General features: G+C 73.9%; 10 protein-coding genes. 7 read left to right on the top strand and 3 right to left on the bottom strand.

What is annotated here, in order from left to right:
• Window positions 1-22 precede the first annotated feature (22 nt).
• The 5 genes from C7C46_RS00420 (at window position 23) to C7C46_RS00400 (ending at window position 10220) form a co-directional block, all read left to right on the top strand.
• Entirely contained in the window at window positions 23-1951 is a 1929-nt protein-coding gene (locus tag C7C46_RS00420; RefSeq protein WP_245983928.1) for a phosphatase PAP2 family protein, read from the top strand.
• 40 nt (window positions 1952-1991) lie between these two features.
• Entirely contained in the window at window positions 1992-3305 is a 1314-nt protein-coding gene (locus C7C46_RS00415; RefSeq protein WP_110664499.1) for an FAD-binding protein, read from the top strand.
• Between the two features lie 308 nt (window positions 3306-3613).
• A complete protein-coding gene (locus C7C46_RS00410) occupies window positions 3614-5995 on the top strand; it encodes an alpha-L-fucosidase (RefSeq protein WP_110664498.1) in 2382 nt (793 codons plus the stop codon).
• 226 nt (window positions 5996-6221) lie between these two features.
• Window positions 6222-8039: an ATP-binding SpoIIE family protein phosphatase gene (locus C7C46_RS00405; RefSeq protein WP_110664497.1), complete on the top strand. Its 1818-nt coding sequence runs from the start codon at window positions 6222-6224 to the stop codon at window positions 8037-8039.
• Window positions 8040-8402: 363 nt separating this feature from the next.
• Window positions 8403-10220: an RICIN domain-containing protein gene (locus C7C46_RS00400; protein WP_245983926.1), complete on the top strand. Its 1818-nt coding sequence runs from the start codon at window positions 8403-8405 to the stop codon at window positions 10218-10220.
• An 8-nt stretch (window positions 10221-10228) separates the two neighbouring features.
• Here C7C46_RS00400 and C7C46_RS00395 read toward each other — a convergent pair whose 3' ends face one another.
• Window positions 10229-11041 carry a FadR/GntR family transcriptional regulator gene (locus tag C7C46_RS00395; protein ID WP_110664495.1) on the bottom strand — a complete coding sequence of 271 codons (813 nt, stop codon included), beginning with the start codon at window positions 11039-11041 and terminating at the stop codon, window positions 10229-10231.
• Window positions 11042-11139: 98 nt separating this feature from the next.
• Here C7C46_RS00395 and C7C46_RS34625 point away from each other — a divergent pair, with 98 nt between their 5' ends.
• Window positions 11140-11286 (top strand): hypothetical protein, encoded by a 147-nt coding sequence (locus C7C46_RS34625; RefSeq protein ID WP_181442108.1) that lies wholly within the window; start codon window positions 11140-11142, stop codon window positions 11284-11286.
• Here the strand turns inward: C7C46_RS34625 and C7C46_RS00390 are convergent.
• Both C7C46_RS00390 and xylB read right to left on the bottom strand, forming a co-directional pair.
• The gene (locus tag C7C46_RS00390) at window positions 11264-12472 is read right to left on the bottom strand and encodes an ROK family transcriptional regulator (RefSeq protein ID WP_110664543.1); all 1209 of its coding nucleotides are present in this window, start codon (window positions 12470-12472) and stop codon (window positions 11264-11266) included. The two genes, C7C46_RS34625 and C7C46_RS00390, sit on opposite strands and share 23 nt — an antisense overlap.
• Window positions 12473-12545: 73 nt before the next feature.
• Window positions 12546-13973: a xylulokinase gene (xylB, locus tag C7C46_RS00385; protein ID WP_110664494.1), complete on the bottom strand. Its 1428-nt coding sequence runs from the start codon at window positions 13971-13973 to the stop codon at window positions 12546-12548.
• Window positions 13974-14058: 85 nt separating this feature from the next.
• On the opposite strand from xylB, the gene xylA reads away from it, so the two are divergent.
• The gene (gene xylA / locus C7C46_RS00380; RefSeq protein ID WP_110664493.1) at window positions 14059-15231 is read left to right on the top strand and encodes a xylose isomerase; all 1173 of its coding nucleotides are present in this window, start codon (window positions 14059-14061) and stop codon (window positions 15229-15231) included.
• Window positions 15232-15279: the final 48 nt, after the last annotated feature.

Below are 15279 nucleotides of genomic sequence, written 5' to 3'. Positions count from 1 at the left end.
GACCACCCTAGGAAAACCAGCCGTGACCGATCAGCCCACCCTGGACCGCCGCCGCTTCCTGCGGAACTCCGCAGGAACCTCGCTCGGCATCCTCGTCGCGCCCACGGCCCTGGGCCTGCTGACCGCCCAGCAGCAGGCTGCCGCGGCCCCGGCCGACGCCGCCCAGGGCGCCGCCTTCGTCGACTCCTACTCGACCAACACGATGGCGGACCTCACCCCGGAGGGGAACGCGGCCGTGCGCATCCTCACCGGGATGAACCGGGTCTGGCACACCGGCGGGTCCTGGAACACCGGTTCGCCGCTGATGGCCGACCTGCTGCGCGCCAACGTCCGCTACTGCGTGCGGACCACCGGGCAGCGCACCGCGGCGCAGGCCCGCGAGGCCTTCATCTACGACCGGCAGCACCAGAGTTACGCCGTCATCGCCGGCCTCGGCCCGCTCGCCGACCTGTACCGGGCGGGTGCCAGGGCGGTCACCTCGATCACCACGGCGCCCGACTCCACCCCGCCCGCGAAGATCGACGACGCCGTCCCGGCCGGTGCGCCCGCCGGATCCGAGATCGGCCCCGGGGCGGTGGACTCGGAGCTGGGGCAGGTGGTCGCCCTGGTCAACACACTCCGCGGACCGTACGCCTCCGGCAATCCGGCCAAGTACGCCTACCGCTACCCGCGGCCCTGGCGGCTGACCGAGGACAGCGCGGTGGTCGACACCGGCGCCACCGACGCCCTCGGCTACCCGGTCTACGCCTCGGACGTGGTGGTCGCCCCGCAACTGCTGCGCCAGCGCAGCACCTCCCCGGCCGACGACGGCGGCTTCGTGAGCGGGCACACCAACGCCTTCCACCTGGCCGCGCTGGCCCTCGCCTACGCGGTGCCCGAGCGGTTCCAGGAACTGGTCGCCCGCGCGTTCGACCTCAGCCACACCCGGATCACCGCGGGCATGCACTCCCCGCTCGACGTCGTCGGCGGCCGCACCCTGGCCACCGCGCTCGCCGCCGCCACCCTCGCCGACCCGCGCAACGCGGGGCTCAAGGCGGCCGCCCGGGCCCAGGCAGCCGCCTACTTCCAGGCGAAGACCGGCACCACCGCCGACACCCTGTACGCCTTCGCCCACCGGGCCCCGGTGACCGAGGACCCGTACGCCGACCGTGCCGCCAACGCCGAGCAGGTCACCCCGCGGCTGACGTACGTCCTGCACCGCGGCGGCCGGGACGTCCCGATGACCGTGCCCAAGGGCGCAGAGGTGCTGCTGGAGACCCGGCTGCCCTACCTCGACGCCGCCCAGCGCCGCGAGGTGCTGCGCACCACCGCGCTGCCCTCCGGCTACGCCCTGCTGGACGGCCCGGAGCTGTGGGGCCGGCTCAACCTGTTCGCCGCGGCGGACGGCTACGGCTCCTTCGAACACGACGTGACCGTGGAGCTGGACGCCGCCGACGGCGGCTTCTGCGCGGCCGACGCCTGGCGCAACGACATCGGCGGTCCCGGCGGCCTCACCAAGCGCGGCACCGGCACGCTGACCCTGACCGGCACCAACCGGTACACCGGCACCACCGTGGTGGCGGCCGGGGTCCTGGCGGCCGCCTCCCGCGACGCCCTCGGGCGCGGCGACGTCCAGGTCCGCGGCGGCACCCTGCGGGTCGACACCCGGCAGGGCGCCCTGCGGGTGCACGGCGACTACCTGCAGTCGGCCCCGGGGACGCGACTGGAACTGACGATCCGTCACGGGCACGCCCCGGTCCTGACGGTGGCGGGCCGGGTGACGCTGGGCCAGGGCGCGCAGCTCGTCCTGCGGCTGCCGGACGCCCGCGCGCTGGGCGAGGAGCTCATCCCGGTGATCACCGGGCGTACGCTGCAGGGCGAGTTCGCCGGCGTCACGGTCGACGCGGACGGCTACCGGGCGACGCCGCACTACCGCCACGACGGCCTCGCGGTCCGCCTGACGCGCTGCTGACTCGCACCGGCGCGTTCCCGAAACCGAGGAGGCAGCACTTATGACCGTGGCCGCGACGAACTGGGCCGGCAACATCGTGTTCGGCGCCGAACGGTTCCACCAGCCCGCCTCGGTGGCCGAGTTGCAGCGGATCGTGGCCGGCAGCAGGTCGCTGCGGGTCCTCGGCAGCGGGCACTCCTTCAACGCCATCGCCGACACCGCGGGCGACCTGGTCTCCGTGGCCGGGCTGCCCCGCTCGGTCGAGCTGGACGAGCGGGCCGGCACGGTCACGGTGAGTGCCGGGATGCGCTACGGCGAGCTGGCCGAGGTGCTGGACCGGGCGGGGTACGCCCTGCACAACCTCGGCTCGCTGCCGCACATCTCGGTCGCGGGGGCGTGCGCCACCGGCACCCACGGCTCGGGGGTCGCCAACGGCTCGCTCGCCACGGCGGTGCGGGCCGTCGAGCTGGTCACGGCGGACGGCGGCCTTCGGACCATCGACCGGGGGGCGGCGCAGTTCCCGGGGTCGGTGGTGGCCCTGGGTGCCCTCGGCGTGGTCACCCGGCTGACCCTGGACGTGGTCCCCGCGTTCGAGATCCGGCAGTGGGTCTACGAGGGTCTGCCGACGGCCGCGCTGCGCGAACGGTTCGAGGAGATCGTGGCGGCGGCGTACAGCGTCAGCCTCTTCACCCGCTGGCGGGGCGAGCAGATCGACCAGGTCTGGATCAAGCGGCGCGGCGGTCCCGACGCCCCCGCGACCTGGCACGGTGCGGCGCTCGCCGACGGTCCGCGCCACCCCGTGCCGGGGTGTCCGCCCGAACCCTGTACCCGGCAGCTGGGCGTCCCGGGCCGGTGGCACGCCCGGCTGCCGCACTTCCGGCTGGACTTCACGCCGAGCAGCGGCGAGGAGCTGCAGTCGGAGTACTTCGTCGCCAGGACCGACGCCGTCGCCGCCTTCGACGCGCTGGACGCCGTCCGGGACCGGATCGCGCCGGCCCTGCAGATCAGCGAGATCCGCACGGTGGCGGCCGACGCGCTGTGGCTCAGCCCCGCGTACGCACGCGACTGCGTCGCCTTCCACTTCACCTGGCACCCCGACGCGGTCGCGGTGGCGGAGGCGGTCCGGACGGTCGAGGAGGCCCTGTCCGCGTTCGCCGCACGGCCGCACTGGGGCAAGGTCTTCACCATGGCTCCCGAGACGGTCCGGGAGCGGTATCCGCGCTGGGCCGACTTCGGCACGCTGCTGGGCGACTTCGATCCGGCGGGCAAGTTCCGCAACGAGTTCCTCGCCCGGTACTTCCCCGCCGGTGCCGACGCGGTGTCAGACCGCCTCCACCGGCCCGGAGCGGCACCCGCCGTCCGGTCCGCGGACTGAGCCGGGCGCGCTACTGATCCGATGAATAGAGCGTCACCAAGGAGCCGCACAGATGACTGCGGGGCCCTTCGCGACGCACGGGTGTTCGCCGGCGTCGCGCAATTGCGAGCTTGAGCTGATGCGTTGCCGAGTGGCACGCATATCCAGCCGCGTCGGAGGCAGTCGAAGGGGAGCTGCACTCGAAGCCGGCTCGCTGAATACATAGGATCTATAGCTGTCCGAGACCTTGACAGGCGATGGCAGCAGCGGCGATACATGTACGTGGCCCGCGGCGCCCGTCCCCCGTCGAGCACTCCTACGGAGCATCCATGTCACGATCCGTCAGTCGCAGAAGCGTGCTCACCGGCCTGGCTGTGGCGACCGTCGCCGGCGTGGTCGGCACCGGCGTCGCCGGCACGGCTGCCGAAGCCGCCGTGGTCGAGGGCGACCCGCTGCCGCTGGTCCCGCTGCGCATCCCGCAGGTGGACCAGGGCGTCTGGCAGCAGCCGGACAGCGGGATCCAGTGGATGCGCGACAACAAGCTGGCCATGTTCATCCACTGGGGCGTCTATTCGGTGCCGGCCCGCGGCGAGTGGTACATGTTCTCCTCGAAGGTCAAGCCGACCGCCTACCGGTCGCAGTACGCCGGTGCGTTCGCCACCCAGTCCCAGTCCTACAACCCCACCGCCTGGGCGCAGTTGGCCAAGGACCTCGGCGCCGCCCAGGTGGTGCTGACCACCCGTCACCACGAGGGCTTCGCCCTGTGGCCCAGTGGCCACCCCAACGCCTGGACCGCCGGCGACACCCCGTTCCCCGCCGGCACGGACTTCGTCAAGGGCTACGTGAACGCGGTGCGCGCGGCCGGCCTGCGGGTCGGGCTCTACTACTCGCCGATCGACTGGCGCTACCCCGGCTACTACGACGTGAGCGGGGCGAAGCCGCCGAGCCCCGCGCTCACCTCGGACTGCGTGCTGCCGAACAGCCTGTACCCGTGGAACTACGAGGGCACCGACCCGGCGTCCTCGGACTACCACGAGAACGCCCGGACCCTGAAGAACGAGGTGTACCAGTCCGTGAAGGAGCTGGTCACCGACTACGGCGCGATCGACGACATCTGGTGGGACGGCGGCTGGCTCGCGCAGCAGGGCACCGACGCACAGGGGTCGTTCTTCTGGGAGCCCGGCCAGTACCGGGACGCCGGCAACGGCTGGCCGGTCGACGCCGCGTACGGCGAGAACGAGCCGGGCACCGGCAAGCCGCTGGGGCTCACCGGCCTGGTGCGCCGGCACCAGCCGAACGCCGTGGCCAACCCGCGTTCGGGGTGGGTGGGCGACTACGACGTCGAGGAGGGCGGCGCGGTGCCGAGCGGGCCCATCCGGTACGGCCGCCTGGTCCAGAAGGCGTTCAGCGTCTCCGGCACCAGCTGGGGCTACGACGGCAACCACGCCATGTCCTTCGCCGCGGTGATGGCGGTGCTCGTCAACTGCTTCGTCCGCGACATGTGCGCGATCGTCAACGTCGGCCCGGACGCGACCGGTACGGTTCCGAGCGCCCAGGCGGCGGTGCTCCGCCAGGTCGGCGGCTTCATGAGCGCCAACCACGAGGCCCTCCACGGCACCCGCGGCGGCCCGTGGCACCCGGTGGACGGCCAGTACGGGTTCACCTTCTCGGGCCAGACCGTCTACGCCCACCTGCTGGCCGGCTACAGCGGCGGCAGCAGCTTCACCACCCCCTCGCTGGGCGACGCGCACGTCACCTCGGTCTACGACCTCGTCTCCAGGAACACGCTCTCCTTCAGCTCCACCGGTGGGAACGGCGTCACCGTCACCGGCATCGACCGCACCCGCTACCCCGACGACACGGTCGTGGCGATCGTGCTCGACCGCCCGGTGGTCCCCGCCGACATCGCCCGCGGCTGCCCGGCCACGGCCGACAGCGTCGAGACCGCGCACGGCAACCTGGCCGCCAACGCGGTGGACGGCGACACCTCCACCCGCTGGTGCGCCGCCGACGGCGGCACCGGCCACTGGCTCCAGGTCGACCTCGGCTCGGTGCGCGCGGTGACGGGGGCGCGGATCGCCTGGGAGCAGCCCGCGAAGGCCTACCGCTTCCGGATCGACGGCTCCTCCGACGGATCCACCTGGTCCCCCCTGGCCGACCGGACCGGCAGCACCACCGCCGCACAGGTACAGGCCCTCACCTTCGCGGCCCGGACCCGCTACCTCCGGGTGACCGTCACCGGCGGCCTGGACGCCGGCACCTGGGCGTCGATCCGCTCGCTGGAGGTCTACGACCGCCCCTTCCTCGACCCCTCGCTCTCCGGCGGCGACCTCGCCCTCGGCCGGCCCGCCAGTTCCTCCTCCGACGAGAACACCTCGCTGGCGGCGGCCAACGCCGTCGACGGCAACCCGTCCACCCGCTGGTCCAGCCAGTTCTCCGACCCGCAGTGGCTCCAGGTGGACCTCGGCTCCAGCCGGACCATCGGGCGGGTGGTCCTCAACTGGGAGTTCTCGCACGCGACGGCCTACCAGCTCCAGACCTCCGACGACGCGAGCAACTGGACCACGGTCTACACCACCACCAGCGGCAGCGGCGGCGTGGAGAACATCAGCGGCCTGTCCGGCTCCGGCCGGTACCTGCGGATGTACGGCACGGCCCGCGCCACCCGGTGGAGCTACTCGCTGTACTCCGTGCAGGTGTTCAGCAGCTGACCCGGCCGCGGGCGCCACCGGCCGCCGTGCCGGCGGCGCCCGCCCCGGCGACCCGCCCGGCCGCTGCTGCGCACGGCCAGGGCCCGTCCTACGGTGGGGAAAAGGCGCCGGAACGCCGTTCCGGCGGTCACCGCTGTCACCGCACGGAGGTGTCGCGTGGAGAGCGCGTCTGATCACCGTCTTCCGCCCGCTGGGCAGCAGCTACGCCAACGCCTGGGCCACCAGCATGTGGCCCGTCCGGGACGAGCAGGGCCGGGTCCGCGCGGTCGCCAACTGGGGGTTCGACATGAGCGCCGAGTACTGGGCCCGGCAGCGCCTGCTGCTCCTCGGCGCGGCCAGCAGGGGCATCGGCCAGACCCTCGACGTGGTCAGCACCGCCGAGGAGCTGGCCCGGACCTCGGTGCCGGGCTTCGTCGACCTCGTCACCGTCGACCTCTTCGAGGAGGTGCTGCGCGGGGACGAACCGCCGCTGTCCGCCACCTTCACCGTGGACGGGACCCTCACACTGCGGCGGGCCGGCCGCTACGGCGCGAAGGGGGAGGCGCAGCAGCGCACCGAGCCCCTGCCGCCGGTGCGCTACTCCCCCGATGCCGTCGCGGTCCGCTGCCTGGCCTCCGGCAGGTCGACGGTGCAGCTCGCCGCCGAACCCGGTCCCGGCGGCGAGTGGGGCTTCGGCCCCGGGCTGGCCGCCGACCCGGCCCACTGGCCGCCGGGCAACCCGGTGATCGACGGGAGCATCGCCGCGACCGGGCTGACCGGGCGGATCACCGTGCCGCTGCTGGCCCGCGGCACCCTGCTCGGCGTGGCCGCCTTCGCCCGCAGCGAGCGGCCCGAGAGCTTCACCGCCGACGACCTGATCCTGGCCGAGGAGCTGGCCGCCAAGACCGCCGTGGCCATCGACAACGCCCGCCGGTACACCCGCGAGCACACCACCGCCCTCACGCTGCAGCGCAGCCTGCTGCCGCAGCGGCTGCCCGGCCAGCAGGCGATCGAGGTGGCCTGCGGCTACCTGCCCGCCGGTGCCAGTGCGGGTGTGGGCGGCGACTGGTTCGACGTCATTCCGCTCTCCGGCGCCCGGGTCGCGCTGGTGGTCGGCGACGTGGTCGGGCACGGCCTGCACGCCTCGGCCAGCATGGGCCGGCTGCGCACGGCGGTCCGCACCCTGGCCGACGTGGACCTGCCGCCGGAGGAGTTGTTGACCCACCTGGACGACCTGGTCATGCACCTTCCCAGCGGCCTGACTCCCGAGGGCCCCTACGAGTCGACCGGCGAGGCCGGGGCCACCTGCCTGTACGCCGTCTACGACCCGGTCTCGCGGCGCTGTTCGCTGGCGAGCGCCGGCCACCCGCTGCCGCTGCTCATCGGGCCGGACGGCACCGCGGTCCCGGTGCCCGCCCGCCCCGGGCCGCCGCTCGGCATCGGCGGCCTGCCGTTCGAGGCCGCCGAGCTCGAACTGCCCGAGGGCAGTCTGCTGGCCCTCTACACCGACGGACTGGTGGAGAACCGCGAGCGCGACGTCGACCAGGGCACCGCCGAGCTGTTCCAGGTGCTCAGCCGCCCGGCCGACTCGCTGGACGCCCTGTGCGACGCGGCGATGCAGGCCATGCTCCCCGACCACCGCAGCGACGACGCGGCCCTGCTGCTCGCCCGCCCGCACGCGCTCTCCCCCGACCACGTCGCGGTCTGGGAGGTCGAGCCCGACACCGCGCAGGTGCCGCTCGCTCGGAAGTTCGCCGTCGACCGGCTGACCGCCTGGGGCCTGGACGAGGCGGCCTTCGTCACCGAACTGGTCGTCAGCGAGCTGGTCACCAACGCCATCAAGTACGGCCGGCCGCCGATCAGGCTGCGGCTGATCCGGGACACCTCGCTGATCTGCGAGGTGTCAGACGCCAGCGACACCAGCCCGCACCTGCGCCGGGCCCGGATCTTCGACGAGGGCGGCCGGGGTCTGATGCTCGTCGCCCAGCTCACCCAGCGCTGGGGCACCCGGCACTCCGCCGGCGGCAAGACGATCTGGTGCGCGCAGGCGCTCGGCGGTCCCTGAGCCCGGCCCGGGGGCCCGGGTCGTTCGGATCACGCCGGGCGGCGGCCCCGACGAGGGAGAAGTCGCGAGGCGCCCCGCAGGCGCGGATCGAACCGTTTCGCTGCCCGCAGCCACCGAGGCACGCACCGGTAAGGACGAGGTGCTGTCAGATCCCTTGACGCCGCCGGGAACTGACCCTACGTTCCCATCGAACCGGTTCGCCGAATCGGTTCGATGAATCGGCTCGGCGACCGAGGGACCGGTTCGCCATGCCCAGACCCCTTCGACGGCTTGCCGCCGTCGCGTTCGCCGGCTGACCCCACCACCCCCGAGCCGTACCCGGCCGGTCGGCCGGGTGGCCTCCCCACCCAGAGGAGAACCGCTGTGCACCTGCCCAAGAAGGCCGGAGCGCTCCTGTGCGCGCTGGCCGCGGCCACCGGAACCTCGCTCGCCGCGAGTCCGGCGCACGCCGCCGACACCTCGGTGACCGTCGACTTCGCCACCGCCGGCGGCGCCCCGACCTACCACGCCTCCGGCACGCTGTACGGGATGTCCCCGGACGGGTCGCTCCCGCAGGACCACTTCTACACGGACATCAAGTGGCACCTCGAGCGGGCCGGCGGCGCCCAGCTCAACGGCGGCGGCTACGCCACCAGCCTCGCCGACTACCAGACCCGCTGGAACGCCACGCTGGCCCAGTACAAGCGGACCACCGCGCTCGGCGGCACCTTCGTCCTGCTCCCGCACGACCTGTGGGGCGCCGACGGCACCACCCACCAGTCCTTCCCCGGCGACAACGGCAACTGGACCCAGTTCGACAACTTCGTCAACCAGCTCTTCTCCGACGTCAGGGCCAACCACATGACGGTCCAGTGGGACCTGTGGAACGAGCCGGACGGCAGGGGCTTCTGGCCCGGGCCGCAGAGCCAGTACCTGCAGATGTGGTCCCGCTTCTACGCCGACGTGCGGTCCAACTTCCCCGGCCAGCTCATCGTCGGGCCCAGCATCGCGGGCCAGCCCTCCTCCTCCTACGCCTGGTGGAACACCTACCTGGACTACGTCAAGGCCAACAACGTCGCGCCCGACATCTACAGCTGGCACGACGAACCCGCTGACCCCGTCCCCGGCACCGCGAGCGCCAACGCCACCCTGGCCGCGCACGGACTGACCAACACCCGGCCGTACCAGATCAACGAGTACGGCGCGCTCTCCCAGCAGAACGCCGGCGGCGGCGCCTGGTTCATCGGCCGCCTGGAGCGGGCCGGCGCCGACGGCCTGCGCGGCAACTGGGCCTCGGGCACCGGCCTGCACGACGACGAGGCCAACCTGCTCACCAGGAACAGCGTCAACCAGTACCTGCCGCTCGGCGAGTGGTTCACCTACCGCTACTACGGCTCGCAGACCGGCAACATCGTCAACCTGGTCCCCGGCAACGGCGTCGACGGCTTCGCGACCAAGGACAACGCCGCCGGCAACGCCAAGGTCCTGCTCGGGTCCAACGGCAACACCGGCAACACCACCGTCAACCTGACCGGCCTGAACACCACGTCCGTGGTGCAGAACGGCCGGGTCCGCGCCGTGGTGCAGCGCATCCCCGACGGCAACGGCGCCGCGGTGGCCGGCCCGGTCACCATCGCCGACACCCTGCTGGCGGTGAACGGCAACGCCGCCTCGGTGACCCTGCCCTACGGCAACGCCAAGGACGGCTACACCGTCACCCTGCTGCCGCCCGCCAACACCACCGTCTCCACCGTCGCCGTCAGCGAGAACAGCGGCCAGTGCCTGGACGACACCAACCTCTCCAGCAGCCCCGGCACCCAGTACCAGCAGTACCTCTGCGAGGGCGGCTACCAGCAGATGCTGGACCTCAAGCCGGTCGTGGGGAAGCCCAACACCTACACCGTCGTCAACGAGCACAGCGGCCTGTGCCTCGACGTCTCCGGGGCCTCCACCGCCGACGGCGCGGCGGTGATCCAGTGGAACTGCGGCGGCCAGGCCAACCAGCAGTTCACCCTCAGCCCCGTCACCGCCCTCGGCAACAGCCAGGACTACCAGCTGGTGGCCGCCCACAGCGGCAAGTGCGTGGATGTCAGCGGTGTCTCCACCACCCCCGGCGCCCTGATCCACCAGTGGACCTGCGACACCGGCAGCACCCTCGCCACCAAGAAGAACCAGATCTGGCGGCTCGCCGGGAAGGCCTGACCGAGCGCTTACCGGCGCCCGGCAGGTCCGGTCGAAAGGACGGTGCGGCTGCGGTCGTCCGGCGGCGGTGGGCGCCGGCCGGCCGCGGCCCGCTGCTCCCGGACGGCCGCGGCCGCCGGGCCGCCGGCCGCGGGGTGCTCCCGCTCGGGAAGGTGCTCGCGCAGCCAGCGCTCGGTGGTGCTGACGTGGATCAGGGCTGCGGCCTGCGCAAGAGCCGCGTCCCGGGCGAGCAGGGCCTGGTGGATCGCCTCGTGCTCGGCGATCGTCCGGTCGGCCGCGGCGACGTCGACCAGGCCGCGCCAGAGCCGGGCGCGCAGCGTGCGTCCTGCGATGTGCTCCAGCAGCGTGGTCAGGGTCTCGTTGTGGGTGCCGCGGATCACCGCCCGGTGGAAGGCGGCGTCGTGCCGGTTCATCAGCTCCGCGTCGTCGCGCGCCTGCCGCATGGCCGACAGGTGGCGGCCCACCTCGGCCAGCTCCTCGTCGGTGATCCGGTCCGCAGCCAGCGCGGTCGCGGCCGGCTCGAGGAGGCGGCGCGCCTCCATCAGCTCCAGGACGGTCTCGCCCTGCAGCAGCTCCACCGCACCGGCGAGGCCCGCCAACAGTACGGCGGGCTCCAGACTGGTCACGTAGGTGCCGTCGCCGCGCCGGATCTCCAGCACCCGTGCGACGACGAGCGCCTTGACCGCCTCGCGCAGCAGGTTCCGGGAGAGCCCCAGCGAGGCGGCCAGTTGCTGTTCGGGCGGCAGCTTGGACCCGGGGGGCAGCTCTCCGTCCCGGATCAGCTGACGAATGCGGGAGATGGCCCGGTCGGTCAGTGACACGGCGTCAACCTAACAGGTGGTCCGATGTCTGAGAAGAGATGGGCCGAGTCCTTGCCCGATCTAGACGCCAGATGACGAACCCTAGGTAGATCCATCCTATGTATCCGCAGCGATACGACATGATCAGGTACGGCGCCCGGCCCCGTCCGGGCGCCGAGGTGCCGGCCCGGGTGGTGGCGCCGTACTTCCCGCGCGCCTGGGACCACTTCTGCGGGCACACTCCTACACCTCGCCCGCCGACCTGACCGACGAGGTGGCCGTCGCGGTCGGCGACTCGGTGGCCGCGGCGGGCAGCAGGGTGGGGTCGGCGAGGATCCGGCGGACCGTCAACTGGGCCGCGCCGAGCACCGGTCCGCGCCGGCCCAGCGCCGAGGGCCGCAGCGCCTCGGGCGCCCAGGGCCGGACCGTGACCCGGGCGGCCAGCTCGGCGCGCATCGCCGGCAGCAGCCAGTCGGCGAGTTCGGCGTAGGCACCGCCCAGCACCAGGCCGTCCGGGTCGATCAGGTTCACGGCCGAGACGAGGGCCAGGCCCAGCGCCCGCCCCGCGCGCTCCAGGGCGAGCAGGGTGGGCGGGTGGCCGGCCCCGGCCCGCTCGGCCAGCACGGTGACCGGGTCGGCGCCGCCCACGAGTCCGGCCCCGCCGAGCACGGCGGCCTCGCCCGCGTACTGCTCCAGGCAGCCGCGCGCGCCGCAGGAGCAGGGCACCCCGTCCGGCTGGACGGGGACGTGCCCGAGCTCGCCGGCGAAGCCGCGGGCACCGCGGAACAGCCGGCCGCCGATGACCAGGGCGGCACCGATCCCGGCGTCGGCGGAGACGTGCACGAGGGTCTCCGCCGCCTGCTCGGCGTGCCAGTACTCGGCCAGCGCCCCGAGGTTGGCCTCGTTCTCCGGCTCGGGCGCGGTGGCGGGATCGGGCCAGTGGTCGGCCGGGCGCACGGCGTGCCAGCCGAGGTTGGGCGCGTGCTCGACCAGGCCGCGCGGCTCGTTCGGCACCACACCGGGCACGGCCAGCACCCGGCCCGCCACCCGCAGCCCGAGGGTGGCGGCCGCCGCCTCCGCCTCGGCGGCCAGCTCGGCGGCCTCCGCCAGCACCTGCCCGGCCGCGCGGCCGGCGTTGCTCCGCTCCACCCGGTGCCACACCCGGGGCTCGCCCCGCAGGTCCACCACGCACGCGCCGAGGTGGGTCACGCCGATCTCCAGTCCGAGGCCGGCCGGGCCGCGGTCGCTGACCGCCAGTGCCCGGCCGGGGCGTCCCACCCGGCCGCTGGGCGCGGTCTCCGTCTCGCTCAGCACGCCGCGGGCGGCCAGTTCGTCCACCAGGGAGGAGACGGCCGCCCTGGTCAGACCGGTGCGGCCGGCGACATCCGCGCGGGAGAGCGGGCTGTGCGCCGCGACGGTGCCGAGGACCACCGCCAGGTTCTGCCGACGCATGTCCTGCTGCGAGGCGGGGCCGCCCTGCTGCTCCCTGCTCGCGCTGCCGACCGCCGCCACGGGCCTTCCTCTCCTATCGCTCCTGCGCCGGGGCGCCCTGCAAGGCCCCGGCTCGACGCAGGGTATCCGTGATCCGTTCGAGGGTGGACTCGTCGCGGGCCACGGGTGCCAGCACCGGGCCCGCGGCCGTGCCCCAGCGGCGGGCGACGGCGTCGGCCGGCTCCGCCGTGACCAGGGCGGCGGCCTGGGCGGCGGCGCCCAGCGCGACGAGTTCCTCGGCGACCGGCACCTGCACCGCCCGGCCGGACAGCCGCAGTACGGTCTGCTGCCAGGCCCGCCCGCGGGCGCCGCCGCCGATCAGCAGCAGCGGCTCGTCCGCCGCGCCCTGTTCGCCGCCGGCCCGCAGCACGTCGTCCAGGGCGGTGAGCAGCGCGTGGGCCGCGCCGTCGTAGGCGGCCTGCAGCAGCTGCCCGGGGGTCGTGTCCTGGCGCAGACCGTGCACCAGGCCGGAGGCGGCGGGCAGGTTCGGCGTGCGCTCGCCGTCCAGGTAGGGCAGCACCACGGCGGTACCGCCGCTCTCGACCTCGGCGCGGTCGCGGCCGAGCAGGGCGGCGAAGCGGTCGACGGCCAGGGTGCAGTTGAGCGTGCAGGCGAGGGGCAGCCAGCGGCCGAGGGCGTCGGCGAAGCCCGCGACCGTTCCGCTCGGGTCGACCGGGCGGGTCCGGCCGACGGCGTAGACGGTGCCGGAGGTGCCGAGGCTGACCACCGGCCGCCCGGGGGTCAGGCCCAGCCCGACGGCGGCGGCCATGTTGTCGCCGGTGCCGGTGGCCACCGGGGTTCCCTCGGGCAGCGCCAGGCCCGGCCGCACGGTGCCGGCCGCGGCGCCCGGGGCGAGGACCTGCGGCAGCAGGGCGGCGTCGAGGCCGATCCGGTCGAGGATGTCCTGGTCGTAGCCGTGCGGGCCCCACCAGCCGGTGCCGGAGGCGTCGCCGCGGTCGGTCACGGCCGCACCGGTCAGCCGCTCGGTCAGGAAGTCGTGGGGCAGGCGGACGGCCGCGACCCGGTCGGCCGCGGTCGGCTCGGTGGCGCGCAGCCAGGCCCACTTGGCGGCGGTGAAGGCCGCCGTCGGCACGCTGCCGGTGCGGTCGGCGAGCTCCTTCGGGCCGAACAGCTCGCCCAGCTCGGCCGCCTGTGGCGCGGACCTGACGTCGTTCCAGAGCAGCGCCGGGCGGACCGGCCGCCCGGCCGGGTCGAGGGCGACCAGCCCGTGCTGCTGGCCGGCGATCGAGACGGCGGCCGCGCGGTCGGCCCAGCCGGTCTGGCGGACCGCGGCGTCGAACGCCCGCCACCACTGCTCGGGGTCGCTCTCGCGACCGGCGCCCCCGCTGACGGTGTGCGCGGCCCGCCCCTGGCCCAGGACGGTGCCCGTGTCGATGTCGACGGCGAGCGCCTTGGTGGACTGCGTCGAGCTGTCCACACCGATCGCGACGCGCTGAGCCATGCATTCCTCCGCTGGGTGGGTTTCCTTCCGGGTCTCGGCATACTAATTTGTTTTCTGTCATGACGAATAGAGCCAGGAGCCTGCCATGAGCACCGACCCGCTGGTCCCCACCCCCGCGCACAAGTTCACCTTCGGCCTGTGGACGGTGGGCTGGCAGGGCCGGGACCCGTTCGGCGACGCGACCCGCCCGGCGCTGGACCCGGTGGAGACCGTGCAGCGGCTCGCCGCGCTCGGTGCCCACGGCGTCACCTTCCACGACGACGATCTGATCCCGTTCGGCGCCTCGGACACCGAGCGCGAGGCCGCGGTCAAGCGGTTCCGGGCCGCCCTGGACGCCAACGGCCTGCGGGTGCCGATGGCCACCACCAACCTGTTCACCCACCCGGTCTTCAAGGACGGCGCGTTCACCGCCAACGACCGGGACGTGCGCCGCTACGCGCTGCGCAAGACCATCCGCAACATCGACCTGGCCGCCGAGCTCGGCGCCGGGGTGTACGTGGCCTGGGGCGGGCGCGAGGGCGCCGAGTCCGGCGCCGCCAAGGACGTGCGCACCGCGCTCGACCGGCTCAAGGAGGCCTTCGACCTGCTCGGCGAGTACGTCGAGCAGCAGGGCTACGACCTGCGCTTCGCCATCGAGCCCAAGCCCAACGAGCCGCGCGGCGACATCCTGCTGCCCACCGTCGGCCACGCGCTCGCCTTCATCAACGAGTTGGAGCGCCCCGAGCGGGTCGGCCTCAACCCGGAGGTCGGCCACGAGCAGATGGCCGGGCTCAACTTCCCGCACGGCATCGCCCAGGCGCTCTGGCACGGCAAGCTCTTCCACATCGACCTGAACGGCCAGTCCGGCATCAAGTACGACCAGGACCTCCGGTTCGGCGCCGGCGATCTGCGCCAGGCGTTCTGGCTGGTCGACCTGCTGGAGTCGGCGGGCTACGAGGGCCCCAAGCACTTCGACTTCAAGCCGCCGCGCACCGAGGACTTCGACGGCGTCTGGGCCTCGGCCGCCGCCTGCATGCGCAACTACCTGCTGCTCGCCGAGCGCTCCCGCGCGTTCCGGGCCGACCCGGAGGTGCAGGCCGCGCTGGCCGCCGCCCGCCTGCCCGAACTCGCCGCCCGGACGGCCGAGGACGGCCTGGCCGGCCTGCTGGCCGACCGCACCGCCTTCGAGGAGTTCGACGTCGATCGCGCGGCGGTCCGGGGCATGGCCTTCGAGCAGCTCGACCAGCTGGCGCTGGAGCACCTGCTCGGCGCCCGCTGAACAGGTAGGGGCCGCCCGGCCCGTCCCTGCGCCCCCGAACGCACCTCA

Origin of the sequence: Streptomyces tateyamensis (genome assembly GCF_003205575.1) — a bacterium.
GTDB lineage: Bacteria > Actinomycetota > Actinomycetes > Streptomycetales > Streptomycetaceae > Kitasatospora > Kitasatospora tateyamensis.
The sequence above is the reverse complement of the archived record's forward strand: the minus strand, read 5'-3'. Positions and strand labels throughout refer to the sequence as shown.